Here is a 26,185-nt window from a genome sequence, read left to right as displayed (position 1 = left end):
ATCACTGTCCTTCGATGGTCTGTGGGGCGGCCGGTACGGACGTCCTGCCGAGGAAGCGGTCTCGCGTTTGCGACCAGATGCGCAGGCATTCGGCGTCGTTCGTTGCGGCCTGCCCGAGCTGCTGGCACCGGCGCTGTCCAACGCGAAGTGGATCTGCCGGCGATCCGACGGCGGCCGTGGGGCGTGTCCATGGTGCGGGCGCCTCTCTCCTTCTGAGCATTTCGGTCGCCGTCGCGGTGATCGCGACGGCGACAAAGACGACGGCGCCCAAGCGGGCCAGCATCTTGCCGTCCATGGCCCACGCCCTCAGTTGAACATCTTGGCGCTGCCGGCCTGATAGCCGGAGCCCGGCGTCAGGAAGCGCTCGCGCTGCACGCGACCCTGTTCGGCCGCGGCGGCGCGTTCTGCCTCGGTGAGCGCGGTGGACCGGCCATTGGCGGCAAGCAATGCCGTGAGGTCGGAGAGCTGCTGCGACTGGAGGGCGAGAAGCTGATTGCCTGCCTGTGCAGCCTGAAGCGCGCCGGTCGCGCTCTGGCTCCGGCCAACCAGTTGTGACATCTCGGTGCGGTTGGTATCGATATTGCCGACCACGGTGGCCTGCACGCGCATGGCGTCCTGAAGGCCGCCGACGCTGTTGCGCCAGCGCTCTTTGGCATCGGAGACGAGCTGCGCATCGGTGGCCGAGAGCGAGACATTGGCGTATTTCGACTGGAACGCCTGGTCGATCTGGCCGACGTCGAAGGCGATGTTCTGCGCCTGGGACAGAAGCTGCTGCGTGCGGCTCACCGACTGCTGGATCTGCTGGAGCGACGAATACGGCAGGCTCGCCAGATTGCGGGCCTGGTTGATCAGCATCTGCGCTTCGTTTTGCAGGCTGGTGATCTGATTGTTGATCTGCTCCAGGGCGCGGGCGGCGGACAGCAGGTTCTGCGAGTAGTTCGTCGGGTCATAGACGATCCAGGCGGCGGAAGCTGGCGGCGCCAGAACCAGCGAAGCCGGGCCTGAGACGGCAAGAAAGGATGCGGCAAGCAGCGCCGTGCGGGAATAACGGGTGTTCATGAGGAAGACTCCTTGTCCGGCTGGAGGATGAGATTTGCAAGGTCGGGAATGAGGTCCGCGGCCCAGTCGACGCCGCGCAGACGCAGCCAGGCGGCAAGGAAGCCGTCCCGGCCGTGCTCGGCGAAGATGCGAGCGATGGCGGACTGATCGGATTTCGAGGAGGCGGCCGTCAGCGCCAGACCCACTTCGGACAGGCCCAGGTCGAACAGGCGGTTCCCCCTGCGGCTCTGGCAGTAGTAGTCTTTCTTCGGCGTGGCCCGTGCGAGGATCTCGATCTGGCGCGCGTTCAAGCCAAATCGTTGATAGATGGCGGCGATCTGCGGTTCGGCGGCGCGCTCGTTCGGGAGAAGAAGACGCGTCGGGCAACTTTCGATGATCGCCGGTGCGATCGCCGAATTGTCGATGTCGGAGAGCGACTGCGTGGCGAAGATGACCGAAGCGTTTTTTTTTCTGAGGGTCTTCAGCCATTCCCGCAACTGTCCGGAAAAGGCTTCGTCATCGAGCGCCAGCCAGCCTTCATCGATGATGAGCATGGTGGGCGAGCCATCGAGTCGGTCGCCGATGCGGTGGAACAGATAGGACAGCACCGCCGGGGCAGCACCTGTGCCGACCAGCCCCTCGATCTCGAAGGCCTGCACCGACGCGCTGCCGAGGTGCTCGGTTTCGGCATCGAGCAGCCGACCGTAGGGACCGCCAATGCAATAGGGCCTGAGCGCCTGCTTCAGATCGTTCGACTGCAGCAGCACCGTCAGGCCGGTGATGGTGCGTTCCTCGACCGGCGCCGAGGCGAGAGAGGTCAGCGCCGCCCAGATGTGCTCCTTGACATCCGGCGTAATCGCAACGCTCTCGCGCGTCAGGATGGCGACGATCCAGTCGGCCGCCCAGGCGCGTTCCGGCACGTCGTGAATGCGGGCGAGTGGCTGGAGCGAGACGGAAAATGCATCGCCTTCGGTGAGATCGCCGCCGAGATCATGCCAGTCCCCGTCCATGGCAAGGGCCGCAGCCCGGATCGAGCCGCCGAAATCGAACGCGAACACCTGGGAGTGGGCATAGCGCCGGAACTGGAGCGCCATGCAGGCGAGCAGCACGCTCTTGCCGGAGCCGGTCGGCCCGACGACCAGCGTGTGCCCGACGTCGCCAACATGAATGGAAAGCCGAAACGGGGTGCTTCCCTCGGTCTTGCCGAAGAGCAAGGGGGCGCTACCGAGATAGTCATCCCGTTCCGGTCCCGCCCATACGGCGGAGAGGGGGATCATATGGGCGAGATTGAGCGTCGAGATAGGCGGCTGGCGGACGTTGGCATAGACATGCCCCGGCAGCGAGCCGAGCCAGGCATCGACGGCATTGATGGTTTCGGGCATCGCGGTGAAATCGCGGCCCAGCGCGACCTTCTCGACAAGACGGAGCTTTTCGTCGGCCAGGCGAGGATCGGTGTCCCATACAGCGATGGTCGCCGTGACATAGGCCATGCCGGCATAGTCGGCGCCGAGTTCCTGAAGCGCGATGTCCGCATCGGCCGCCTTGTTAGTAGCGTCGGTGTCCACGAGAACCGACGCCTCGTTGCTCATGACTTCTTTCAGGATCGCGGCGATCGACTTGCGCTTCGCAAACCATTGGCGGCGGATGCGGGTGAGGAGCCGGATGGCGTCGGTCTTGTCGAGCAGGATCGCGCGTGTCGACCAGCGATAGGGAAAGGCGAGCCTGTTCAGCTCGTCGAGGATGCCGGGCGTGGTCGCGGTCGGAAAGCCGACGATGGTGAGGATGCGCAGATGGGTGTTGCCAAGGCGCGGTTCCAGCCCGCCGGTCAGGGGCTGATCGGCCAGCAACGCGTCCAGATACATCGGCGTCTCGGGAACCCGGACGCGATGCCGGTTGGTCGAGACAGTGGAATGCAGGTAGGTCAGCGTCTCGCTGTCGTCGAGCCAGTCGCATTCCGGCATGAAGCCGTCGAGCAGCGCCAGCACGCGATCGGTGCGATCGATGAAGCCGCGCAAGATCTCGTTCGGATCGACGCCGGAGCGTTCGCGGCCCTCATAGAGCCAGGTCTCGGCGCGGGCTGCATCCTCGGCATGTGTGAGATAGGTGAAGGTCAGGAAGTAGCCGGAAATGAAATGGCTGCCCTGTTCCTCGAAATCGGCCTTGCGCTCGGCATCGAGCAGCGCCGAGGCCGGATCTGGAAAGCGGTCGTCGGGATAGGTCGCAGCCTCCTGGCGCTGTGCTTCCACGAAAATCGCCCAGCCGGAGCCAAGACGCCGGAAGGCATTGTTCAACCGGGCGGCGACGGCGACCAGTTCGGCAGCGACGGCGGATTCGAGGTCGGGACCGCGAAATCGGGCGGTCCGTTGCAGCGAGCCGTCCTTGTTCAGAACGACGCCCTCCCCGACGAGTGCCGCCCAGGGCAGGAAGTCGGCGAGGCGGCTGGCGGTGCGGCGATATTCGGCAAGGTTCAGCATGGTCGTGCTCCTCAGACCGCAAGATGACCGGGGATACGCAGATGACGGCGACCGACTTCCACGAACAGTGGATCGCGTTTCGCCGCCCAGACGGCGGCGAAATGCCCGATTGCCCATATGGCGAGACCGACCAACCAGAGGCGCAGGCCGAGGCCGACCGCTCCGGCCAATGTCCCGTTCATGATGGCGATGGCGCGCGGAGCGCCGCCGAGCAGGATGTGCTCGGTCAGCGCCCGGTGAACCGGGACATTGAGCCCCGGCACATCGTCGATCCGTAAGAGCGCCCCGGCCATCAGACCAGTACCCCGCCGCCGAAGGAGAAGAAGCTCAGGAAGAAGGAGCTGGCGGCGAATGCAATCGACAGGCCGAAAACGATCTGGATCAGCCTGCGAAAACCGCCGCTTGTGTCGCCGAAGGCCAGCGCCAGGCCGGTGGCGATAATGATGATGACGGCGACGATCTTGGCCACCGGCCCCTCGATGGATTCGAGGATCGACTGAAGCGGCGCCTCCCACGGCATGGAGGATCCGGAAGCATGAGCCGGCACGGATGCCATCATCATAACGACGGCGAGCGTGGTCGGTCCCATGAGGTGCCGACGGATGCCGCGCAGAACGGACGGTGCGCACGCCTGATCCGGCGCCGTGGGCAGGATGGGCGGAACATGGGAGGTCATGACTGTTCTCCTTTCAAGAGCGGTTGGCGATCAGGGGAAAGGTGAGCGGAAGCGACCCGGTAATCGCCGTCGGGGTCGAGCCCTTCGACGCGGGCGAGTTCGGAGAGACGGCGCGCGGAACCGCGGCCAGAGAGAACCGCCACGATGTCGATGGTCTCGGCAATGAGTGCCTTGGGGACGGTGACGACAGCTTCCTGGATGAGCTGCTCGAGACGGCGAAGCGCGCCGAGGCCGGTGCCGGCATGGATCGTGCCGATGCCGCCGGGGTGCCCCGTACCCCAAAGTTTCAGGAGATCGAGGGCTTCGGGACCGCGCACCTCGCCGACGATGATGCGATCCGGCCGGAAACGCATGGCCGAGCGTGCGAGATCGGTCAGATTGGCGATGAAATCCTTGGTGCGCATCGGCACCTTGTTCTCGGACTGGCTTTGAAGCTCGCGGGTATCCTCGATGATGAGAAGCCGATCCTGCCCCTTCGCCACTTCGGCCAGCAGAGCATTGGTGAGTGTCGTCTTGCCGGTGCCCGTGCCGCCGGCGACGAGGACATTGGCGTGCGATGCGACGGCCTCGCGCAGCAATGCCGCCTGATTGGCGGTCATCGTTCCTGCCGCAACATAGTCGTCGAGTGTGAACACCGAGATCGCCGGCTTGCGGATGGCGAAGGCCGGACCGGTGACGATCGGAGGCAGGAGACCTTCGAAGCGTTCGCCGCTGTCGGGCAGTTCGGCCGAAACACGTGGAGCGCCGGCATGAACTTCTGCGCCGACGTGGTGAGCAACCAGGCGGATGATGCGTTCGCCATCCGCGGGCAAGATGCGCTCGCCGGTGTCGGACATGCCTTCGGAGAGCCGGTCGATCCACAATCGCCCATCCGGATTGAGCATTACCTCGACGACACCGGGATCTTCCAGAAAGCGGGCGATGGATGCACCTAGCGCAGTGCGCAGCATCCGGGCGCCACGCGCAAAGCCTTCTGAATTTCGATGCGAGACTGCCATCCGATCCCCGTTTCTCGCCGAGGAAAATCAGACGGTCCCCGGATGGGGATGATTAAAGGAGCCAGAAATTATGCTGATTCAACAAGGAATTGGCGTCGTAGTAGCGTAGCGTGCAAATACAGGGAAACGGCGGTGCCGCGATCTGCTTGATCTCGCGAAAGCCGTCACTACTCGCCATGTGCGCCCATGCGCGGGGAGCCCTGACTGTCAGATGAGTCGGCGACATCCTCGGAGATCTCCTGCCGCAGTTTCGGCCCCTGGGCGAGCCGGCGGCCGAGTGCCGCGACGAATGCCTCATAGCGCTCGCCGGCCTTGGCTCGCGCCGCCTGTACGGCCGGTTCGGGCAGTGCTGGCGTGGTGGTGAGCCAGAAGCGAACGAACACGGCAAGCGTCTCGACCGAAATGCCGACATCACGTTCCAGCCGCGTCATGCGGCGATCGATCTGGTCGAGACGCTTGGTGATCAACGCCTCGCGCCGTTCGGCGTCGTCCGGCGACAGGAAGGAGGCGACGGCCGCCTCCACGATCAAGGACATCGGCTGCTCCCGGCGCGCCGAATAGTCCGAGAGCATCGTCATGACGTCGGGTTCGAGATAAACGGAGATCTGCGTCTTCTTTTTCCTGCCGGTCATGCGTTCACAGCTCCATCCCGTCATTCGGATCAAGCGACACCTGCCGCGCCACACCCTGCATGAGCCGGGTCATACGACGGTTCCGGGTGGCTTCCTCCTCCATCTCATCGGGGGGATCGATCTCGAACTCGTTCTCGATCGGCTCCTTTTTCTCGACGGGTTTCACCCGGCTCAGCTCCGGCTGACGCCGGCGTTCGGATTCGGTCGGGTCCTCATCCTCTTCGGTGGCGCCCGCCACGACGTCATCGAACGGAGGGCGGGTCGGGATCGGCAGGCGGCTCCAGTCATCCGGATGCGGTTCGCCGGCACGGACCAGTTTCGGCGGCGGTAATATCCGCTCCTGAAACCGCGCATCCTCGAAATACCGCGCCTTCTTCGCCCGGATCGGCGGCGTTCCAGCGACCATGACGATCTCGTCGGCCGGAGGAAGCTGCATGATCTCGCCAGGGGTGAGCAGCGGCCGCGCGGTTTCCGAGCGCGAGACCATCAAATGCCCGAGCCAGGGCGACAGCCGATGCCCGGCATAGTTCTTCATCGCCTTCATCTCGGTGGCCGTGCCGAGCGCGTCGCTCACCCTCTTCGCGGTTCTCTCGTCATTCGTGGCGAAGGACACCCTCACATGGCAGTTGTCGAGGATCGAATTGTTGGCGCCGTAAGCTTTTTCGATCTGGTTCAGCGACTGCGCGATCAGGAATGATTTGAGACCATAGCCTGCCATGAAGGCCAAAGCCGACTCGAAGAAATCCAACCTTCCCAGAGCCGGAAACTCATCCAGCATGAGCAGCAATCTTTGTCGTCCCGCCTTCGCCTGCAGATCCTCGGTCAGGCGCCGGCCAATCTGGTTGAGGATCAGGCGAATGAGCGGCTTCGTCCGATTGATGTCTGACGGCGGTACGACGAGGTAGAGCGTCGTCGGCCTCTTGCGGCCGACGATGTCGGTAATGCGCCAGTCGCAACGGCGCGTCACCTCTGCAACGACAGGATCGCGGTACAAGCCCAGAAACGACATGGCGGTCGACAACACGCCGGATCTCTCGTTGTCGCTCTTGTTCAGCAGTTCGCGTGCAGCACTGGCAATGACCGGATGCGGACCGGCTTCACCCAGATGCGCCGTCTTCATCATCGCGGCGAGAGTCGACTCGATCGGCCGCTTCGGATCGGACAGGAATGCCGCGACGCCGGCCAGCGTCTTGTCTTTCTCAGCATAAAGAACGTGCAGGATGGCGCCGACGAGAAGCGCATGCGACGTCTTCTCCCAATGGTTCCGCTTGTCGAGCGAGCCTTCGGGATCGACCAGGATGTCGGCGATGTTCTGGACGTCGCGGACCTCCCATTCACCCCGCCGCACCTCGAGCAGCGGATTGTAGGCGGCGGACTTTGCATTGGTCGGATCGAATAGCAGCACGCGACCGTGCTGGGATCGGAAGCCGGCGGTGAGTGTCCAGTTTTCGCCCTTGATGTCGTGGACGATGGCCGAACCGGGCCAAGTGAGCAACGAAGGCACGACCAGGCCGACGCCCTTGCCCGATCTGGTCGGCGCGAAACACAGGACATGCTCCGGACCGTCATGCCGCAGATAGGCCCGATCGAGCCTGCCGAGAACAACGCCGTCCTGGTCGAGCAGACCGGCGTCCTTCACTTCCTCAGGCTCGGCCCAGCGCGCCGATCCGTAGGTCGCGACATTCTTGGCTTCGCGTGCCCGCCAGACCGACATGCCGATGGCAACCGCTATGGCGATGAAACCGCCAGATGCGGCGATATAAGCACCTTCGACGAAGATCGGTGGCGCATAGGCGTCGTAGAAATACCACCACCAGAAGAAGGCTGGCGGGTAATAGACCGGCCAGCCGGCGATCTGGAACCAGGGATGGCCGAGCTGCGGCTGGAAGCCGAGCTGCCAGGCCGTCCACTGTGTCGCTCCCCAGGTCGTCATCAGCACGATCAGAAGGACGGTGAGGATCTGTCCCCAGAGGATTTTCGTCGCGGACATGGCGTTGGTCCTTTCTCCGATATTGAGGGTTAGAGGCCGAGCCCCCGTTTGCGGCCAAAGCTCCAGTCGATGCCGCCGTCGCTGCGAGCGACGCCGGAGACGTGCCGGCCGAGCTGCTTTTCCAGCGATGGAGACCACGGTACGAGCTGGAAGCCGAGGCCGTCGTCAATCATGGCGAAGCGGCCGGAGGCGAGTGTGAAGCGCTGTCGATAGGTGCCGGCGACATATTCGCCACTGCCGGCGCGGTTAAACGGCTGGCCCGTCTCGGCGGCGAGCTTCTCGCCGAGTGCGTCCAGTTCGCGGCGACGCAGCATGTCGACCAGCCTGCGGGCGAACGCCACGCTGCGCCCCTGTCGCTCGGCCAGACCCTGCTCGACAAGATGGTCAGCGCGCCGCTCCATGGCCCGTTGCACCTCGGCGCCGAAGCCGCCGTCGGAGAGTGACAGCGGCTCCCTCGCGACGGCCTGCCGGTCGAGCCAGGTCGCGCCCGACGCCGTGACCTGTCGCTCGATGTCGAGATCGCTGCGAACGGCGAGTGCGACGCGACGCTCACCGCGCGCATCATCGAATTTGCGTAGCTCGACGATCGAGCCGGGAGCGCTGTCGCCGGCAGCATCGAGGTCGGGCAACTTGATGTGATGGGTGCGGCCATCCACGCCGTCGACGACGGCATAGGCCGAGCCTCTCAGCTCGTCGTCGAGACCGCGATCGACCAGGCGGCCGATGATCGGCTCATCGAGGCTCTCACCGGCCAGCACATAGTTAGCCGAGCCGCGCTCGATACCGCGATCCGTCAACGCCTTGTGCATGCGCTTGATAATGTCGCCGCGCTCGCCGAGTTCGCGCAGCACCGCCTCCGTCTCGGGCTTGATGAACCATTGCGAATGGCCGACCTGTCCGGCCAGCCCAAGGACTTCCAGTCTGCGCAGCCGTCCGACCTTCAGGGCATGGAACACGTCGGGCTGGCGATCGGATCGCGGCGCAAGATCGATGATGCCGGTTTCTCGTGCATCCCGGACAAGCTGACGATCGAGCTGCGTCCAGCGCTCGGCTTCGATCTGGCTCTCCAGCGTGCGGCGGATGTCGAGGTCGGTGCGCGGTCCCAGCTCCTGGGTGATGAGATCGCGCGCGCGGTCGCGCATGCCTTCCTTGATATAGTCACGCGAGATGACGAGATCCTGGCCGTTGTCGCGGACACCGCGCACGATCAGGTGGACGTGCGGATGTTCGGTGTTCCAGTGATCCACCGCCACCCAGTCGAGCCGGGTGCCGAGATCCTTCTCCATCTGCCCAACGAGATCGCGGGTGAAGGATTTGAGGTCGGACATTTCCAGCGCGTCGTCGGGCGAGACGATGAACCGGAAATGATGCCGGTCATCCTCGCAGCGTTCAGCGAAGGCGCCGGCATCGGCGTTCTCGGTTCCCGGCCCGAACAGCCGGGCCTTCTCCCCGTCACGGGTCACGCCCTCGCGGCGCAGATAATTGAGATGGGTGCCGAGCGGCGCGGTGCGGGCCGAATGGCGCACGACACGCGCCTTGATGACGGCGCCGCGCGAGCGGGACGAGATCAGCCGATTAGCCTGGATACTGGCGCGCTGGCCGTGACCGAAGCGTGAGCGATTGCCGGAGACGACGCGGCCGGAGCGAGACACGCCGCCGCCCGCCTTTTTGGCAGCGGCGAGCGCCTGCGAAATGAAGGGCCGCGCCGATTGTGCCCGACTGGACCGGATACGCCCCGGACGAATTCGGAACTCGCGTTCATCGGCCATGGCGCAGCCCTGCAATGTTCAAAAAATCGCGTAGAGACAGAGGGTTGGATCGTTGACGAACATTGCGGCAAAGACGGGCAATGTGCTGCACAGCGAAGAAATCCAAACAAAAACAACCGCCCGATCGGCGCGCAATGTGCGCCCTTTTATCCTGCCATCCCTCGGTTGCTGCTTCTGCCTCCACCCCCGGCACCCACCATGATGCGCCAGAGCACGACAAGATGCCCAAAAGCCGATCGAGGGTCATCGCGGACCGTCCCCCTCGCGCCGAACGAGGAAAATGGAGTCTTCCTGTGGTCCGGCGGCGCTATCGTCCTGCACCGGAACGGAAGGATGAAGCCCACTCGGCGTACGGTCGGCAGCGCGATCATCGTCACGCGGGCGGTCGCCTCCACGCGCCACGAAGAGCGGTGCTTCGCGCCAATCGGCCGGCGGCTGGAGCACGATGCGCGTTCCGTCCGACGGCGCGGCGGCACCAAGCGCGGGCGCGAGCAAAGCGACATAGGCGCGCGTCTCTGCCGGCAGAGCGCGGCCGGTGGCGAGATGCTGGTCGTAGCGCGCCGGGCCAGCATTATAGGCAGCAAGCATCGCCGGGACCGTGCCGTAGCGATCAAGCATCTCGCGCAGATAGGCGGTGCCGGCGATGATGTTGTCGCGAGGATCGAACGGATCACGACCGAGCCGGTAACGGGCGCGCAGTTCGGCCCACGTATCGGGCATGATCTGCATGAGGCCAAGCGCACCGGCGGGCGATACCGCACGCACGTCGTCACGGCTTTCGGTGTGCTTCACCGCGACGATCCATGCCTGCGGGATAGCGAAGCGCTGCGACGCCTCGGCGATGTGCGCGGCATGGGGATCGGCGATCGCGGCGCGGGTCGGCGGCAGCGATTGCGCAACAGCCGGACACGCCGCGGAGGCGGCAAAGGTCAGGCCGGAAAGAAGAAGGGAGAGTGCCGAGCGTCGGACGGTAGCAGAACGTCCGACGCAGGCACGTTGCCGGATTGCCACCGTTCAGTCCTCCTTCCGCTTCTTCGACGGCGGGTTGGTGTGCAGGCCCCAGGCGGAGCCGTCGTCACCGGCACGGAAGAGGTTTGCGCGAAGCGTGCCGCCGAACAGCGGGCTGTAGATCTCGATGGAGACGAATTCGCCGGCGCGGTCGCCGACATGCGACCAGCCAGCGCCGATATCGAGACCTTCCTCGTCGCCGAGCAGAACGCGGTAAGCAGGGGCATTCTTTGCTTCCGAAGGCTCGGCCGGAACGAAGGTGATTTCCTCGTCGATGCCGAGCGCCCTGAAACGCCCTTCGAAGCCGGATTGCGTGCGGGTGAAATGTCCAATCTGAGCCATGCTCATGGTCTCCTGTGTTGTGCGGCAAGGTTGCGAAACTTGCGCCGTCACCGCGTCGGCGCGCGCCAGACGAAGCGGCCTTCGCCGTCGTCGTCGGTGTAGAGGGGGATTGCCCGGCCGATCACGGCGGAGGCCGGAAGCGGCCCGAAATAGCGGCCGTCGAGACTGTCGCGGACTTCCCAGTTCATCAGGAAAAGCTCGTCATCCGCGACGACGCGGCAGCCCTGCCAGATGGGCAGCGCGCGGCCGAGGCGATCGCGGTCGAGCGCTTCGCCCATCTCGATCCCATCGACCGTGATCAGGTCGCGGCTGCGGCACACGCGCTGACCGGGCAAGCCAAGGACGCGCTTCAGCAGCGGCACGCCGCGGCCGACATAGCCGCGCTCCACCATGAAGTCGGCGAGCGGTTCGGGCGGCATGACGGCGACCAGTTCGGGCACCTCCAGCCGATCGGCTGGCGCGATGGTGTAGAAGCCGATCGGCGCGCTTTCGGTGGCGTTCCAGATCAGCTTGGTGGATGTCGGGATGAACGCGGCGATGGCGACGCCCATCGCCGCGAAATACGTCACCATGACGTAGCCGAAGCGGGTCATCGGCCGATCTCCCGCCGCTTGAGCCACGCCTGATGACGCTCCATCGTGTAGGAGCGTGGCGTCTCGCCGGACTGCATTCGGTGAGCGATGTGGCGCCAGTGATCGGGGGCGACGTCGCAGGCGTCGATGCCGACACGCTCGATCGCATCGATGTGGCGCAGCACGTCCTCGACCTTGGGCCAGCCCTCGATCTTGAGCAGGATCTCGCCACCGGGACGCACGAAGGGCAGCGTCTGATAGGTTTCGCCCGGCTCGACGGCGCGCACGATGTCGATGCGTGATATGATCGTGCCGAAATCGTTGCCGGCCCAGCGGGCGAAGGCGAAGATGCTGTTTGGGCGGAAAGAAATGACGCGACGGCGGCGATCGAGGATCAGTTCGCCGGATTCCCGGCCGAACCTGATCCAGTATTCGACCTTCTTCTCGATCCATGTCAGCTCGACATGGGTCATATCGTCGGTAGAGCCTGCGGACGGCAACGGGCCGCCGCGCAAGCGGGGAGCCGCATTGCCGGTCATGAGGGGTCTCCTTGGGTTGGCGGGAATTCACGAGCGAAGAGATCGCGCAGCATGTCGGCGACGGTGACGCCGCGCCGGAAGGCAGCGATCTTGATCCTGCCGCGCAGCTCGGGCGTCACGTCGATGGTCAGCCGGGCGGTGAAACCGCCGGCGTCACCATTGCGGGGCGGCGCGTCGGCAGCCCTGATCCACTGGTCGGGATCGGCAGGCCGGGAGGCGAAGCCTTTGCGGGCGGGACGCTCGCTCATGGCGCGGCCCTCCCGTCGAACCGCAGCACCGATGCGATCCGGGCGCGCGCCTTCTCCGCCATGTCGGGTCTGATCTTGCAGCCGAGATAGCGTCGGCCGGTAAGCCGGCAGGCTTCACCGGCCGCGCCCGATCCGGCGAACCAGTCGCCGACAAGCCCGCCCTCCGGGCAGCTTGTTCGGATCAGGATTTCCATGAGCGCCGAGGGTTTCTCGGTCGGATGGATGGCACGGCCGTGGCAGTTTCGCAGGTAGATAACCGAGCGCATGAGGCGCGGCCCGCCGTCATGGCTGACATAGTGACCGGCATCGATATGGCCGGTGTGCGGCGGGCGCATCTTGCGCCGCACGGTGCGCGCCGTCGCATCCGGCGTGGTCTGGACGTCGTTGTAGATGTCGCGCCAGGCGGTCTCGGCCGGGTAGAACTGGACGGCCAGTTCATGCACGCGCTTGAAGCGGTCCGCGTGGAACGACGATCCGTTCTGCTTCTCCCAGACGATCTCCTGGGCGATCTGCAAACCGGCATCGGCGAACTGGTCGGCGGTCGCCATGAAATGGCGCAGCGAGCCGAATACCCAGAGCGAGCCGGTGGGTGTGAGCGCCACGCGAGCGAGCGTGATCCAGTCGGCGACGCGACGATCCCAGGCAAGCGATGTGTCGCCGTAAGGGGGATCGGCCAGGATCAAGTCGAACGGGCCGCGTGCCGGCATGAGATCGCGGCAATCGCCGGTTAGCACGGTTTCGGTGAGGACTGTCATGATGCGGCCCTCCCGATTTCGAGATGCTCGATCTCGGCGGCCAGCGCCGCGATCTCGCGCGCGGCCGGCGTGTCGTCGTCAAGTTCGGATGCGAGGCGACCGGATTGCGCGGCAACGGCAAAAGCGATGCGCTGGCCGATAGTGGTGGTCAGCACCGGCGGATCGTGATCGGCGAGTGTCTCGGCTGTCTCGCGTGCGAGCACGGTGCGGGCGCCGCAGCGGTTCAGCACGAAACGTGCGGCCAGTTCCGGCCGGTAGATGAGCGCCTCGGAGAGCAGCGCCAGCATCTCGGCCGAGGCCCAGCCGTCGAGCGGCGACGGCTGTACGGGGATCAGCACGAGGTCGGCGGCGAGCAGCGCCGAGCGCATGAGGCCGGCGACCCTCGGTGGCCCGTCGATGACGATATGATCGACGTCGCGGGCAAGTTCAGGCGCCTCACGATGCAGCGTATCGCGCGCCAGGCCGACGACGCCGAACAGGCGCGGAAGGCCCTCACGGCTGCGCTGCTGCGACCAGTCGAGCGCCGAACCCTGCGGATCGGCGTCGACCAGGGTGACGCGCTTGCCGCGTGCCGCCCATTCCCCGGCGAGGTTCAGCGCCAGCGTCGTCTTGCCGACGCCGCCCTTCTGATTGAGGAAGGCGACGATCATCGGCGTCCTCCCGGTGGATCGAGAGGAAGCCGAGGTATTTCGGGATCGGATGCAGGGGTATCGGGGAGATCGGGAGCCGATCGGGGGGCGGACGGCCCGGCCGAAACGCTCTTTTTCGCGGCTATGCTGAGGCTTCTGGCAGCGTCGCGGATGAGGTTTTCCACATCGCGCGCGCGCTCTTTAAGGTTAGATTCTTGGTTAGACTCTAAGTTAAGGGCGCGATTTCGTGTTTGATTTCCGCGCGTTACCCCCTGTTTGGGTTCCTGATAGCACGAGCCTCCGGTTCCCGATAGCACGATAGTCCGGGTTCCCGATAGCACGAGGCTATCCACAGGTTTTCCACAGGTCGGAGTGGGCTCGAAAGCGAGCAGCGTGCGCCCGCCGATCTCGGTCTCAAGGGAGAGCCTGTAGCCCGGCAGTGGCTGGCGCCGGATGATGTCGCGCAGTTCGAAGGCGAAGCGCTTGAACGGCGACAGGCTGCCGGATTTCTGATGGAGATGGCGGAAGTCGAAACGCCAGCCGTCGCGCTGGCGGCCGCCGTGCTTGCGCACCAGGCGGTAGAGCCAGCGGTCGAGGCCGCCCGTCAGATCGAAATAGGCGCGGTCGATGGTCAGCACGAGGGCATCGTCGATAACGGCCTGGTAGAACCAGTCCGGGACGATCATCTCGATGCCCTCGGGACGGCCGTTGCGGTCGGTGCGCTCCTGCCATTCGTTGATCCACGAGAAACGATGGCGACGGCCCTCGGCCGGCTGGCGGATCGAGGTGGACACCGTGGTCGATTGCAGCCGGTCGAGTGCTGCCTTCAGGCGCTGATAGTCGCGCACGCTGGTGCCACGCCCGACATAGGAAAGGATTTCGTATGGCGTGGCAGCCATCAGCCGGGAAGTGCGAAGCCCGGCATCGCGGGCTTCGACGATCTGGCTTGCCGCCCAGATCAGGATATCGGCGTCCCAAATGGTCGCCATGCCGTGATCGGGGACGGCCTCGACCCGGATCGTCACATTGCCGGCGACGAAATCGATCGGCGCGACGCGATGGGTCTTGGAAAGGGAGAAGAAGGGATAGGCCATGAGATCCTGCGCGTCTCGTGGCGCGAAGTCGCCGGGGAGCGCCCGGAACAGATCGAGCTGCCCACGCTCCGAGAGGGACCGATGCCGCGCCGCCATTCGAAAAACCGGCCGCGATCAGCGTGCGTAGCGGCTGGGCTGCGGAACGGCGGGCAGCGCATGGCGCTTCGCCGGCAGCACCTGGCCACGCGGATCGGAGGTCGAGGTGACAGCGCCGAGTGCGGCCCAGGCTTCAAGATCGTCCACGGCGTAGACGACACGCCCACCCAGCTTGCGATACGAAGGACCAGTCCCGTAGGTCCGGTGCTTTTCGAGGGTTCGAGCGGAGAGGCTGAGGAATTCAGCGGCCTCCTTGGTGCGAAGGAAGCGCGGCGGCAAAATGACGGGATCGGGTCGCATGGGGCGGGCCTCCGTGGGGTTGCAGGCGGCCGCTGCGGATTAGCGGCGGACGGCGACCACGGTGGCGGAGGGAAGCCTTCAGGGGGGATGGGGAACTAAGGGGGACGAAAATCCCCACCCCCGGCTCGCCAAAAACAGTTAGGATCGATGGCGGTGACGCAGCAATTGGAGATAACCGCCGCTGGTCATGGCGAAACTACCTTCGACGAGCCCTATGACGGCATCGCGCAGAGAAGATGTTTTCCATGGTTCGGCGGCGATACGCGCATCACCATAGATGGCGATCGCGATTTCGCGGTAAGTCGCCCCGTCCAGGCGCGCGTCGAATGCGCGCAGCATCTGGCGGATACGCCGCCGGCGCTGCGACGTCAGCCGCATGTCTGTGGGGACACGACGGCGAAACAGCATCGCGCAAAAGCGGCTCAGCGCATGAAGCCGATCCAACGCGGCGGCATCGAGGATCAGAACAGCGACAAGGATGCCGTCGGATGGGGCATCGATACGGGTGACTTCGAGGCGTTCACCGGCAACGTCGATCCGCAGATGGAGAGCATCGATGCGGTCAAAGGAGTGCGCGCGGATGAAATCCTCAGCAGCGGCGGAATCGCCTGAAGCGAGGGACATCCTGTGGAGTAGAATTGCCCCAGGGTCGGCATTCGGGGTCCAGAAGATAGGATGATCGATTGCTGTGTGCCGGGGATCGGCGGCGAAAGCACAGCCCCCATTGTTCGGCGACGGCACGAGCCTGATCGCTATCAAGTTGCCCGCGCGCAGCGAGGCTCTCGTAGGCTTTCCGGTAATCCTCGTTTCGCCGAAGGAATTCCCAAGCAAGCTCGGACGTCGTCAATCGATCAATAAAGTCATAGTCGGCGTCGGACCGCCAGTCATGTTGTTCAGGCATCGCCTGACCTCCACATACGCTTTACGACTGTGGGCAATGCAAGGGCTACGATCTCAAGTTGCTTTGGTTTTGGGAACAACGAAGGTGGCGTAACGTGATGCGGGTTCTGCACCACCTGGATCGAAGGTCAGTGAAGGGCGGCGCGCATCAGGCTGGAATAGCCCTGCTCGGCCATCCACTTCGCCCGAGCCAGATGCGAGGCGTAGATTCGATGGGCGCGTTCTGCGTCTTTCCTGGGATCAAGGCGCAAGACCAACTCGGCAACCTCCTGCCAATCCGCGCCATCGGCCTCCGCATCGAGAAGACGCAGATACAGCTTTAGATGCGCCCGGTCGTAGGCGGTGAGCTCCGCGTCAGCCGGCGGATGGTCCATGAGCAAGTTTTTGATCACACGATCCCCACTACTGAACCCTATCCAATGTATTGGTGCTTGTTAACGGATTTGTGATGGCAAAACAGAGGTGGAAGCCGCGAATACGACGCCTCCCTACAGTCGGGACAGGATTAGAGAATTTCGCGAACAAGCATAACTCCCACACCACGATCGGAATTGAGGAAGACGATGCCGTTGTCTTCGAAAGACCGACGAACCTGATCGCGTGTGGTCTCGTATACCTCGAAGCCGCTTTCGGATTCGAGGCGTTTGAGGGCGGTCAATGATACACGGGCCTTGTCGGCGAGCGTCTCCTGCGTCCAACCAAGCAACGCGCGCGCGGCCCGAGATTGTCGGGCGGTGATCATGCATGATCACCTCCCACATGGACCTACGCACATTCCAAAACTACGGCTATTTTAGTCGTTCTTGGCGTGAAAATCCAGAAAAAACCCTATTTGATTCAGCGAATCCGGCGAACGGCCGCGAACTGATTCGGTTTCGGTAAACGCCGGCCTAGTGGCGCATGCGGGGCCACCGCCCGCAGGCGGTGGCCGACGCCGTCCGGCTCAAGCGAACGGGTCTATCTCCTTGATGACGGTATCGTCTTCTCCGTCGTATTCGGCGGCGGGCATCACGCTGAGTGTGCCGTCGCCGGCGCGGAAGACGACGATAGTGACCATCAGGGTGGCGGCGAGGCTGAAGGCGAAGGCGTGGGCATCTGCAAGGGACATTTTCCGGCTCCTGTTTGGAGGCGGGGACCATTCCCCGCTCGACAGGCGCCCGATGTGTTTTGGTCCCGGCCGCGATCACCGCCGAGGCGAAGCCTCGCGCGGCGGCATGCTTCGCATAGTCCGACCCTTCATGGGTTGATCGTGGAAGGCCGGGATTGAAACCAAGGTTGCGCCTCAAAGAGCGGGGTGGTGCGCGCTGACATGAGCTGGAAATCCCTGCATTGCCGGATATCCGAGCTTGCCGATGGCGCCACCCTGATGATCTCGATTATCCTTGCACCATTGGCGACAGTTGCGTGATGCCCGCCGCCGAATATGACTGGGCCGGATCAAGCTGTTCCCATTGGCCTGAGCCGGATGGGGCCTCGGCTCGGCAACACCAAGGCAAGCAAGCAGCGATCACGATATGATGCGAACATGGGAAAACCCGGCGGCTTGCGCCGCCGGGCCTTTGGCACCCCGCTCAGAACGGGATGTCATCGTCGAAATCGCGCTGTCCTTCACCGTTCTCGGTCTGCTTCGCTCGCGTCAGGAACGTGACCGACTCGGCGATGATCTCGGTGCCGTAGCGGTCATTGCCCTGCTGGTCGGTCCATTTCGTGTAATGGATGCGGCCCTCCACCAGTACCTTCATGCCCTTACTGCAATGCTCCTGGACCGTCTTGCCAACGCCGTTGAAGGCGATGACGCGATGCCATTCGGTATCCTGGACCCGGTAGCCGTTCTCGTCTCGGACAACCCGGCCTTCCGAATAGCGTGGGCGCGAGGTTGCGAGCGTGAAGTGGGTGATGCTGGTGCCGCCCTGGGTAGTGCGGGTTTCGGGGTCCTGGCCGATGTTGCCGGCAAGAATGGCGATGTTTGTCATTTTCGTATCTCCGTTGCGCCTCGGAGGGACCATCCCTCCGACGAGACCCGGCCAAGGCCGTCGGGAGATGCTTGCACTGGCGCTTTCAAGCGGCAGCTTGACCCGTAAGGCCCGGAGTGGGGCGGGCAGGCGCTTGCGCCAACTCGGTCCGGAGCCGCGCGGGTTGCGGTCAGAAACCGAACGGTCTTAGGGGATCAGTCAGTCGGAGGGATTGGTGCCTTTGAGAGCACAAACGGAGATATGCGGCGCAAACCATCGTCCTTGCCGGTAACAGCGTGGTGCCAGGCTCCGTGCTGAAACCCTTATCAGATCGGTGCGCCTGCAAGAGCCTCTTCACCCGTGACCTCATGCCGCCAGCCGGAAGGCCGGCAGTCCGGACGTAGCCGTAACGGCTATCGGGTTTCAGGCACATGGCGCCGTTCCCGGCTCGCCGGCTGAAGGAACGATCCAGTAGTATTGAGAGACGGAAACATGAAGGTGTTCGCGGTTGCCCCCCGCTATACGGATACCGGACCGATGCGGAAGGTGCTGACCGTAACATCGCGCGGGATTGTCGTTCGGTGACCGCCTTCCCCTGCCGGGCGAAGCAGGCCGCGAATGAGGATGACGAACACCGCGCTGATCTGCCATCTCTCATCTGGGCGGGTGACAAAGAAACGGCGGCGCAAGCCGCCGGTTTTTTCCATGGAAGCAGCAGGTCGCGCCCGCTTCAGCGCGAGAGGATCGCCGTACCGAGGGCGTTGAGATTGAGCAGCGCCGCAACGCCAATGAACAGGCCACCGGCTCCGCCGAGCAGGTTCAGCGCAACCGTGGAATCGATGAAGTTCTTCGTGACCCCGTGGACGAGCGCGTAGCCGGCGATGGTCGCGGGGATCGCGAAGACAGCAAGCGCGATCAGCCGCAAGGCCGGGTTCTTCGCAAAGCCCACAACGGCGATGACCAGCGCCACGGAAAGCAGCGCCGCGCCAATGGCAGCAAGCCCCGACATCAGGAAACCGGCCTCCATTCCATGAACATATTGGAAGGCGGAAAGCCCAACCATGAAGGGCAAGGCATAGATGGCGAAGTTATAGGCGATCACGCACATGGCGATCGTCAGGGAGATGGCGAGCAGGATCAGGGTCATGACAGCCTCCAGATGAACGGTTGAGGATCACGTCAGGCTGCCAGGAGATACGCTCCGCCTGCGACTATGCCAGTTCACCGTTGCTGCAAGGATGCTCCATTTGAGCCAGATCAATGGGATTTCGTCAAGTATTGGCGGCTGAAACAGCCGCCGAGCGGCGGCGCTTTACGCGCCGCCGTCGAACTTCATGACGGGAATGCCGAGATTGCGGGCCTTGTCCTCGAGATTGCCCTGGATGCCGCCACCGCCGAAGATGAGAACGCCGACCGGAATGACTTCGAGCATGGTATCGTTGCGCTTGAAGGGCGCCTGTTTCGACGAATACTTCTTGAAGTCCGGTTCGAAGGCGATCTGCGTCACCTTGCGGATGCCTGCCCAGTCGGAAGCGATCTTTTCGGCGCCTGTCTTGGCGCCGCCGTGGATGAGCACCATATCAGCATGCTTTGCATGGACCTGATCGAGCTTCGCCCAGATCAGGTGATGGTCGTTGAAGTTCGTGCCGCCGGAGACGGCAACCTTCGGTCCGGCGGGCAGCAGCACCTCTTTCTCCGCTTGGCGCTTCGCAGCAAGGAAGTCGCGGCTGTCGATCATCGCGGCGGTCAAGTTGCGGTGGCTGATTTTCGAGCCGGTGCGCGGCCGCCAAGCGCTGCCGGTGTGGTGCTCGAAGGCTTCTGTGGCGACTTCACGGAAGAGTTCCATGCTGTTGCGCCGCTCGATCATGGTCTGCCCCTCCGCCGTCAGGCGTTCGAGTTCGACCGACTTCACCTCGCTGCCATCCTGTTCTCTCTGAAGGCGGCGCTGTGCCTGCTCGTTGTCGTCAAGCTCGCGTTCGACCCGGCTGGCGGCGCGATGGAAGAGATTGACGGTTCCCCAGAGCAGCTCTTCGAGATCGGGTTCGAGGCGAGTGTCGCCGAGTGTGGCGATGAGGGCGTCGAAGATGTCTGCGACCGCGGCGGCGACGGTATTGCCCTCCGGCAGCGGTCGAGGATCGGGTTCGTCCTGAAACGGACGCCAGCCGTAGAGCTGGAGTTCCGTGAGGACATGATCGGTGGGAGATGAGGCGTGGACCGGCTCGAAACCTGCATCATCGTCTTCGTTCGTCATCGGGAGCGTCCTTTGTCTGGAGACCGCGCCCATCGCGGCCTTCGCAGGCGTCGAAGCTCACGGGCGGGACGGACTGGCAGCCCTCGCACTCCCGCGAGGGCCTTGATGGCCGGGTTCCGGCTATTTTGTTTCGCGCTGCAAAGGCGGCATCGCCGCCGGCGGAAAATAGCCGGGACACGGCCATTGCCTGGCCGGCCAGCTTGTGAGCCGATCGTCCTCTCAGAAGGCCGTGGGCGCCGCTCTCTCCGACACGAGAAGGATGCTTCCGATGATGAATGGAGGCGGCAGGTGGAGATGCCCTTCCGCACCTCATCCCCCGCCGATGTCCTCATCCCTCCATGAATCGGCTAACGTCTTCGGGGTGAAGCTGGTCCTTCAGAGCCGCCCGAAGGGCGTCGACGCCGCGCCAGCGCAGATCGTCGTTGAAGTCCTCGCCGACCGGCGACACCGGGATCGCCTGGATGCCGACGCTCGCTGCTCTGTCGATCAGGCTGTCTCTCGCGCTATCGCCTGCCGGATCGCGATCTCTGAGGACATAGAGCCTGCGCAGTGTCGCCGGGAACAGGATGGCAGCGAGATGTGCCGCCGAAAGCGCCGCCAGCATCGGCATGTGGGGCAAGACCTGACGGGGCGACAGCACGGTTTCGATGCCCTCGCCGGCCGCGAGCACCTCACCGGCAACGCCGAAGCGGACGCCGTGCCCGAGAAGGTCACCCATCGCCCGCCTCGGTGTCTCGACAGGCGCCTTGCCCGAACCGTCCGGGGAAAGCCAGGTGCGGTGAGCGCCGGTCTGCTTGCCGTCGAGATCGGTCACGGACGCGACAATCGCCGGCCAGATCTCCGTGGGCGAATGCTCATCGGGCCTGTAATAGCACCGCGGATGGTAGCGCAGCGCGGAGCCACCGACGAGCGACGTGATCGCCCTGCTTCTGAGGTAGATTTCCGCAAGGGTGCCGCCGATCGGCTGCGACATGGCGAAGAGCCGCCGGGACGCTTCAGGCGAACCGATGACAATGTTTGAAGTCATTCCGGTCGGCGTTCTCGGCCTCGAAGGTTCGGGATGGGGCAGCGAGAGGAACCGGCGCGCTTCCTCGGCTACGTCCTTGAAGTCGATGAGGCCGAGCGCCTCGCGGATGACGTCGAGGAGATCGCCATGCTCGCCCGTCGCGCCGTCGGTCCATTTGCCGGCCGGGCCTTTGGCTGTGTCCTTCAGACGGACATAGAGGGAGCGGCCGGGGCTGTTCTGGACGTCCCCGACCAGCCAGTAATTGCCGGAGCGACGGCCGGAGGACAGATATTCGCGGCAGACCGCCTCGGCCTGCCTGCCGAGACGGATTGCCAGATCGGAAGCACCGTGACGGGCCATCACGCAGCCTCCCGCTCGCCGATGCGCTCGACCGGCCAGCGGTCGAGGAGCTTGGCGAGAACGACCGGCCCGTTGGCATCGACAGGCACGAACATCCTGAGCTTCCACGAGATAATCTCGTGGAACAAGCCGTAGGCCGTCAGGCGCTCGCGCATGGTGTCGTCGAAGCCGGAAAGCTCGATGCGGTTGGCGCCCATGACACGGACACGGCGAAGCTGGAGACCCTCGGCGAGATCGAGGATGGTGCGTCCGTCCATCAGCGCCGTGAAGGCTTCGTCGGGCGTTAGCGACGTCGTGCCGGTCGTGGTCGCTGTTGCGGCCCAGGCCGGCGAGACACGGCGACCGATGATGCGCTCACCTTCGTCGGTCTGAAGACGATAGACGCGGGTGGATTCCTGTGGCAGCCGCTTCCAGATCGGTAGCAACAGGCCGGCGACGACATGGATGGTGCCGTCGGTGAACTCCGGCACCTCGGCCAGCTCGGCGTCCCAGGCCGCGGCAAAGGCATCATGGTCGGCTTCGAGCCAATAGGTCTCGGCCATCAGCTTCACCGGGATGTTATGCCCTTCCATCGGCCGGATCAGGCGGACACGCCGTTCGATCTCGCCATCGTCGAGCATGACGCTCGTGATTGGGATCTGCACCGCGGCGCGGCCCGACCGCTCGTTGATCAGCAGCATGGCGCGCGGATCGTCCAGATGGCCAAGGGCTTCGGTCAGCGTGACCGGCCGGTTGCGCTTGCGCTCGGTGATGGTCAGAAGGCGGGTTTCGGCACCGGTGCCCGGATGGACATAGATGGTCTTCCGGTCGGTGACGACGAAGCTCTCGGCCGTCAGCGTTTCCAGCCCGACATCATAGGTGCCGCTGGCGACCGCCCCTTCGATCTTGGCCGCGAGAAGCTGCTCGAACGCGGTGAAGAGGATGCCCTGAAGCTCGATCGTCAGCGCCAGCAGGCGATTGAGAAAGGTCGTGATCGGCGGCAGATCGTCCTTGATGCCTGTCGAATCCATCAGCTTCAGGCCGGTGGCGCTTTCGAAACGATCGAGGCTGCATCCCTCGACCTTGCCGCGGACCAGCAGGAGATAGAGCTGGCGCAGCGCGTCGCGAGCATAAACGCTCTCCAGATTGTCCTCGGGGCGGAACAGGCCCTGGCCGCCGGTCTGGCGCTGGCCGCGCGTGATCGCGCCCAGCGTGTCGAGACGGCGAGCAATGGTCGAGAGGAACCGCTTCTCGGCCTTAACGTTGGTGGCGATCGGCCGGAAGAGCGGCGGCTGTGCCTGGTTGGTGCGATGGGTGCGGCCGAGCCCCTGAATCGCCTTGTCTGCCTTCCAGCCGGGTTCGAGCAGGTAGTGGACGCGCAGCCGCGTGTTCTTCGCCGAAAGCTCGGCGTGATAGGACCTGCCCGTGCCGCCGGCGTCGGAGAAGACGAGCGCACGCTTGTCATCGTCCATGAAGGCTTGCGTCTCGGACAGATTGGCGGAAGCCGCTCGGCTTTCGACCACGAGACGATCGATACCACCGGAACTGCGTTTCCTGACGATGCGGCGGGAGCGGCCCGTCACCTCGGCCACCATGTCGGTCCCGAAATGCTGGACAAGCTGGTCGAGGGCGCCGGGAACCGGCGGCAGGCTGGCGAGCTTCTCGATCAGGGCATCGCGGCGGGCGACCGCCTCGCGGCTCTCGACCGGCTGGCCGTCCCGATAGACCGGCCGTGACGACAGGTTGCCTTCCGAGTCGGTGAACGGCTCATAGAGCTGCACCGGGAAGGAATGTGAAAGGTAATCAAGGACATACTCGCGCGGCGTAATGTCCACGCGGACGTCGTTCCATTCTTCGGTCGGCAGGTCTGCCAGCCTGCGCTCCATGAGCGCCTCACCGGTCGAGACGATCTGGACAACGGCCGAATGGCCCTGCTCCAGATCGCTGGTGATCGAACGGATCAGCGTCGGCGATTTCATCGACGTCAGCAAATGCCCGAAAAACCTCTGCTTGGCCGACTCGAAAGCGCTGCGGGCGGCGGATTTCGCCTGCTTGTTCAACGTGCCCGTGTCGCCGGTGATATTGGCGACCTGCATCGCGGCGTCCAGATTATTGTGAATGATTTGGAACGCGCCGGCATAGGCGTCGTAGATGCGCCGCTGCTCCTGCGTCAGTTCATGCTCGACCAGTTCGTATTCCACACCGTCGAAGGAGAGCGAGCGGGCGGTGTAGAGGCCGAGCGCACGAAGGTCGCGGGCGAGAACCTCCATCGCCGCAACACCGCCGTCTTCGATCGCGGTGACGAATTCGGCACGGTTGGCGAAGGGAAAATCCTCGCCGCCCCAGAGGCCGAGCCGCTGGGCGTAGGCGAGATTGTGGACCGTGGTGGCGCCGGTCGCGGAAACGTAGGTGACGCGGGCGTTCGGAAGCGCATGCTGGAGACGCAGGCCGGCGCGGCCCTGCTGCGATGCGGCAACGTCGCCGCGCTCTCCTTTGCCGCCACCGGCGTTTTGCATCTCGTGCGCCTCGTCGAAAATAATGGCTCCGTCAAAGTCCTTTCCCAACCATTCGACGATCTGTTTGACGCGCGAAACCCTTGTCCCACGGTCGTCGGAGCGTAGCGTGGCATAGGTCGTAAATAGGACGCCTTCCGGCAGCGTGATCGGCTTGCCCTGCGGGAAGCGCGATAGCGGCGTCACCAGCAGGCGCTCCATACCGAGCGCGCTCCAGTCCCTTTGCGCGTCTTCGATCAACTTGTCGGATTTGGAGATCCACACCGCCTTGCGGCGGCCCTGCATCCAGTTGTCGAGGATGATGCTCGCGGATTCACGGCCCTTGCCGACGCCAGTGCCATCACCGATCATGAAGCCACGCCGGAAACGCACGGCATTCTTCGCGTCTTCGGGTGCCGCGCTGACGAGATCGAAGGTCTCGTCCACCGTCCACGAACCGGCGAGATAGTCGGAATGGGCCTCGCCGGCATAGATCAGGGTTTCGAGTTGTGCGTCGGAGAGCAGGCCGTGAATGTTGGTCGGTAAGTGTGGCCGGTAGCTTGGCTTCGGCGGCGCAACACTCGCCATCGCCACCGATTGCACGAGCTTGGTCGGATGCGCCGTAGAGCCGGGAATACGGATAACCTGAAGTCCGTATTCCTCGTAGATGGCGTCGGAGATACGGCCATCCTCGGCCGCCTGCCAGTCGACGGTCTCGTATTCGAGCGCCACGGCTTCGGGCTCGGCCAGCGGCGCGGAAGGAGCCGGCCTTGCGGCAGCGGCACGGTTCAGATAGCCGCGCACGGTGCGGGGCGCGGGCGCGGTGACCACAGGGACCGCGACGGACGGATCGACAGGCAGGCGCACAGGCAGATGCGTGTCGAGCCAGCCCATCAGCGTAGCAACATCCGGCGCGACACCGGGAGCGGCCGGAAAGAGAGCCGGATCATCGGCGGGCAGCTTGTCGATGACGGTGATCCGTGTCGGGATCGTCGTGCCGTGCTTGGCATAGACCGAGCCGTCGATCGCGGCGGAGAAGACGACGCGACCCCGCTCCTGCAGCCGGGTAAAGGCAGGAGTCCAGGCAACATTGTCAGGCGCGAAGTTCGCGCCGGTGATCGTCACCAGTCGTCCGCCGGGTGCAAGACGCGCCAGCGCCGAGGCGACGTGGCGATAGGCGGCGTCGGCCATGCGACCCTCAACATTGGCCATGGCAGAAAATGGTGGGTTCATCAGCACGATGGAAGGAACCAGACCGGGATCGAGATGATCGTCGATCTGGGCAGCATCGAAGCGGGTGACGGAAACGGCCGGAAACAGGGAAGAAAGCAGGCCGGCGCGCAGCTCGGCCAGCTCGTTGAGCACAAGCGCGCCTCCGGCGATCTCGGCGAGAATGGCGAGCAGCCCGGTGCCGGCCGAAGGTTCCAGCACACGATCGGCGGGCGTGATCGCCGCTGCCGTCGCGGCCACCAGGCCGAGCGGAACCGGCGTCGAGAATTGCTGGAAGGTCTGTGCCTCTTCGGATCGCCGTGTGTGGGTCGGCAGGAGGCTGGCGATTTTCGACAGGGCGGAAAGTCGTGCAGCCGGAGAACCGGCTTTACGGAAAAGCGCCTTTCCGTATTTGCGCAGGAAGAGGACGGTTGCGGCCTCGCAGGCGTCATAGCCGGTTTTCCAGTCCCAGGCGCCGGCCGCATCGGAAGCTCCGAAAGCGGTTTCCATTGCGGCGCGCAGCGTAGCGGCATCGACACGCTGGCCGCGCTCGAGATGGGGAAGAAGAAGATCGGCGGCCGCGAAGACGGAAGCGGCCGTGTCGGTGTCGGAAGCAAGCGGGAGTGACGCGGAAGCAGGAGCCGCCGCAGATGCGGAAATCATGTTCATGGGAACGACCTCGGGAGAGCAGAACAGGATTGAGCCGCGCAGCGCTCTCTCTCGACCGCACAGGCTCAAACCCGTCCCGGCAACCCTCTCCCTCTCCGTCCCGAGGAAAGACGCCCGACTACGAGGTGGAAATAGCCGAGGCTGCCATGACAAGAGCACCCGACCGTTGGGTGGGACGCTCAGCCGATAGACGTGGGTTTCGATGAT

At 64.4% G+C, this 26,185-nt stretch carries 29 protein-coding genes; all 29 read right to left on the bottom strand.

All coding sequences use genetic code 11. From position 1 onward, the window contains the following. Window position 1: 1 nt before the first annotated feature. Window positions 2-295: a putative entry exclusion protein TrbK-alt gene (gene trbK-alt, locus JNC70_RS17855; RefSeq protein WP_097143289.1), complete on the bottom strand. Its 294-nt coding sequence runs from the start codon at window positions 293-295 to the stop codon at window positions 2-4. Window positions 296-306: 11 nt separating this feature from the next. Further along, entirely contained in the window at window positions 307-1,059 is a 753-nt protein-coding gene (gene trbJ / locus JNC70_RS17850) for a P-type conjugative transfer protein TrbJ (RefSeq protein ID WP_125301499.1), read from the bottom strand. After that, complete coding sequence (trbE, locus tag JNC70_RS17845; protein WP_374788777.1) at window positions 1,056-3,512, bottom strand: conjugal transfer protein TrbE; 2,457 nt, start codon at window positions 3,510-3,512, stop codon at window positions 1,056-1,058. Before trbE ends, trbJ begins: the two co-directional genes overlap by 4 nt. An 11-nt stretch (window positions 3,513-3,523) precedes the next feature. Next, window positions 3,524-3,805 carry a VirB3 family type IV secretion system protein gene (locus JNC70_RS17840; protein WP_125301503.1) on the bottom strand — a complete coding sequence of 94 codons (282 nt, stop codon included), beginning with the start codon at window positions 3,803-3,805 and terminating at the stop codon, window positions 3,524-3,526. Next, window positions 3,805-4,101, bottom strand: coding sequence for a TrbC/VirB2 family type IV secretion system protein (locus JNC70_RS17835; protein ID WP_125301579.1), 297 nt, complete (start codon window positions 4,099-4,101; stop codon window positions 3,805-3,807). Before JNC70_RS17835 ends, JNC70_RS17840 begins: the two co-directional genes overlap by 1 nt. Window positions 4,102-4,184: 83 nt before the next feature. Then, window positions 4,185-5,186 (bottom strand): P-type conjugative transfer ATPase TrbB, encoded by a 1,002-nt coding sequence (gene trbB / locus JNC70_RS17830; protein ID WP_125301505.1) that lies wholly within the window; start codon window positions 5,184-5,186, stop codon window positions 4,185-4,187. Between the two features lie 167 nt (window positions 5,187-5,353). After that, complete coding sequence (locus JNC70_RS17825) at window positions 5,354-5,818, bottom strand: CopG family transcriptional regulator (protein ID WP_125301507.1); 465 nt, start codon at window positions 5,816-5,818, stop codon at window positions 5,354-5,356. Between the two features lie 4 nt (window positions 5,819-5,822). Further along, window positions 5,823-7,808: a conjugal transfer protein TraG gene (locus tag JNC70_RS17820; RefSeq protein ID WP_374788776.1), complete on the bottom strand. Its 1,986-nt coding sequence runs from the start codon at window positions 7,806-7,808 to the stop codon at window positions 5,823-5,825. Window positions 7,809-7,837: 29 nt separating this feature from the next. After that, window positions 7,838-9,577, bottom strand: coding sequence for a relaxase/mobilization nuclease domain-containing protein (locus tag JNC70_RS17815; protein ID WP_374788775.1), 1,740 nt, complete (start codon window positions 9,575-9,577; stop codon window positions 7,838-7,840). A gap of 243 nt (window positions 9,578-9,820) precedes the next feature. Next, on the bottom strand, window positions 9,821-10,588 hold the full coding sequence (locus JNC70_RS17810) for a lytic transglycosylase domain-containing protein (protein WP_374788774.1): 768 nt from the start codon (window positions 10,586-10,588) through the stop codon (window positions 9,821-9,823). 3 nt (window positions 10,589-10,591) lie between these two features. After that, on the bottom strand, window positions 10,592-10,927 hold the full coding sequence (locus JNC70_RS17805) for a DUF736 domain-containing protein (RefSeq protein WP_125301513.1): 336 nt from the start codon (window positions 10,925-10,927) through the stop codon (window positions 10,592-10,594). A 47-nt stretch (window positions 10,928-10,974) separates the two neighbouring features. Then, window positions 10,975-11,520, bottom strand: coding sequence for a S26 family signal peptidase (locus JNC70_RS17800; RefSeq protein ID WP_125301515.1), 546 nt, complete (start codon window positions 11,518-11,520; stop codon window positions 10,975-10,977). Next, window positions 11,517-12,038 (bottom strand): DUF2840 domain-containing protein, encoded by a 522-nt coding sequence (locus tag JNC70_RS17795; protein ID WP_097143158.1) that lies wholly within the window; start codon window positions 12,036-12,038, stop codon window positions 11,517-11,519. Before JNC70_RS17795 ends, JNC70_RS17800 begins: the two co-directional genes overlap by 4 nt. Continuing rightward, window positions 12,035-12,286 (bottom strand): hypothetical protein, encoded by a 252-nt coding sequence (locus JNC70_RS17790; RefSeq protein ID WP_125301517.1) that lies wholly within the window; start codon window positions 12,284-12,286, stop codon window positions 12,035-12,037. The genes JNC70_RS17795 and JNC70_RS17790 overlap by 4 nt, the downstream gene beginning before the upstream one ends. Continuing rightward, the gene (locus tag JNC70_RS17785) at window positions 12,283-13,041 is read right to left on the bottom strand and encodes a DNA-methyltransferase (RefSeq protein WP_374788773.1); all 759 of its coding nucleotides are present in this window, start codon (window positions 13,039-13,041) and stop codon (window positions 12,283-12,285) included. The genes JNC70_RS17790 and JNC70_RS17785 overlap by 4 nt, the downstream gene beginning before the upstream one ends. Continuing rightward, window positions 13,038-13,691: a ParA family partition ATPase gene (gene parA / locus JNC70_RS17780; protein WP_374788772.1), complete on the bottom strand. Its 654-nt coding sequence runs from the start codon at window positions 13,689-13,691 to the stop codon at window positions 13,038-13,040. The genes JNC70_RS17785 and parA overlap by 4 nt, the downstream gene beginning before the upstream one ends. Then, on the bottom strand, window positions 13,688-14,860 hold the full coding sequence (locus JNC70_RS17775; protein ID WP_374788771.1) for a replication initiator protein A: 1,173 nt from the start codon (window positions 14,858-14,860) through the stop codon (window positions 13,688-13,690). Before JNC70_RS17775 ends, parA begins: the two co-directional genes overlap by 4 nt. Before the next feature lie 18 nt (window positions 14,861-14,878). After that, window positions 14,879-15,160: a helix-turn-helix transcriptional regulator gene (locus tag JNC70_RS17770; protein WP_125301527.1), complete on the bottom strand. Its 282-nt coding sequence runs from the start codon at window positions 15,158-15,160 to the stop codon at window positions 14,879-14,881. Between the two features lie 138 nt (window positions 15,161-15,298). Then, window positions 15,299-15,568, bottom strand: coding sequence for a DUF2285 domain-containing protein (locus JNC70_RS17765; RefSeq protein ID WP_235824448.1), 270 nt, complete (start codon window positions 15,566-15,568; stop codon window positions 15,299-15,301). Between the two features lie 181 nt (window positions 15,569-15,749). After that, window positions 15,750-16,061, bottom strand: coding sequence for a transcriptional regulator domain-containing protein (locus tag JNC70_RS17760; protein WP_235824442.1), 312 nt, complete (start codon window positions 16,059-16,061; stop codon window positions 15,750-15,752). Window positions 16,062-16,188: 127 nt separating this feature from the next. Then, window positions 16,189-16,452, bottom strand: coding sequence for a DNA -binding domain-containing protein (locus JNC70_RS17755; RefSeq protein ID WP_425359574.1), 264 nt, complete (start codon window positions 16,450-16,452; stop codon window positions 16,189-16,191). Window positions 16,453-16,565: 113 nt separating this feature from the next. Beyond that, entirely contained in the window at window positions 16,566-16,802 is a 237-nt protein-coding gene (locus JNC70_RS17750; RefSeq protein ID WP_097143166.1) for a helix-turn-helix domain-containing protein, read from the bottom strand. A gap of 201 nt (window positions 16,803-17,003) precedes the next feature. After that, complete coding sequence (locus JNC70_RS17745) at window positions 17,004-17,168, bottom strand: hypothetical protein (protein ID WP_185758011.1); 165 nt, start codon at window positions 17,166-17,168, stop codon at window positions 17,004-17,006. 463 nt (window positions 17,169-17,631) lie between these two features. Next, the gene (locus JNC70_RS17740) at window positions 17,632-18,033 is read right to left on the bottom strand and encodes a single-stranded DNA-binding protein (protein WP_125301529.1); all 402 of its coding nucleotides are present in this window, start codon (window positions 18,031-18,033) and stop codon (window positions 17,632-17,634) included. Window positions 18,034-18,530: 497 nt separating this feature from the next. Continuing rightward, window positions 18,531-18,719, bottom strand: coding sequence for a hypothetical protein (locus JNC70_RS17735; RefSeq protein WP_125301531.1), 189 nt, complete (start codon window positions 18,717-18,719; stop codon window positions 18,531-18,533). A gap of 23 nt (window positions 18,720-18,742) precedes the next feature. After that, on the bottom strand, window positions 18,743-19,159 hold the full coding sequence (locus tag JNC70_RS17730) for a hypothetical protein (protein WP_125301533.1): 417 nt from the start codon (window positions 19,157-19,159) through the stop codon (window positions 18,743-18,745). A 165-nt stretch (window positions 19,160-19,324) separates the two neighbouring features. Beyond that, a complete protein-coding gene (locus JNC70_RS17725) occupies window positions 19,325-20,263 on the bottom strand; it encodes a DUF2493 domain-containing protein (RefSeq protein WP_125301535.1) in 939 nt (312 codons plus the stop codon). A 328-nt stretch (window positions 20,264-20,591) separates the two neighbouring features. Beyond that, window positions 20,592-21,629, bottom strand: a complete 1,038-nt coding sequence (locus JNC70_RS17720; RefSeq protein ID WP_313533756.1) for a DUF7146 domain-containing protein — start codon at window positions 21,627-21,629, stop codon at window positions 20,592-20,594. After that, entirely contained in the window at window positions 21,629-25,978 is a 4,350-nt protein-coding gene (locus JNC70_RS17715; RefSeq protein WP_374788770.1) for a strawberry notch-like NTP hydrolase domain-containing protein, read from the bottom strand. Before JNC70_RS17715 ends, JNC70_RS17720 begins: the two co-directional genes overlap by 1 nt. Between the last annotated feature and the right edge of the window lie 207 nt (window positions 25,979-26,185).

The sequence above is a fragment of the Brucella oryzae genome (assembly GCF_041929965.1).
GTDB classification, from domain to species: domain Bacteria; phylum Pseudomonadota; class Alphaproteobacteria; order Rhizobiales; family Rhizobiaceae; genus Brucella; species Brucella oryzae.
Note: the sequence above shows the minus strand (reverse complement) of the source record. Positions and strands in the feature narration are given on the sequence as shown.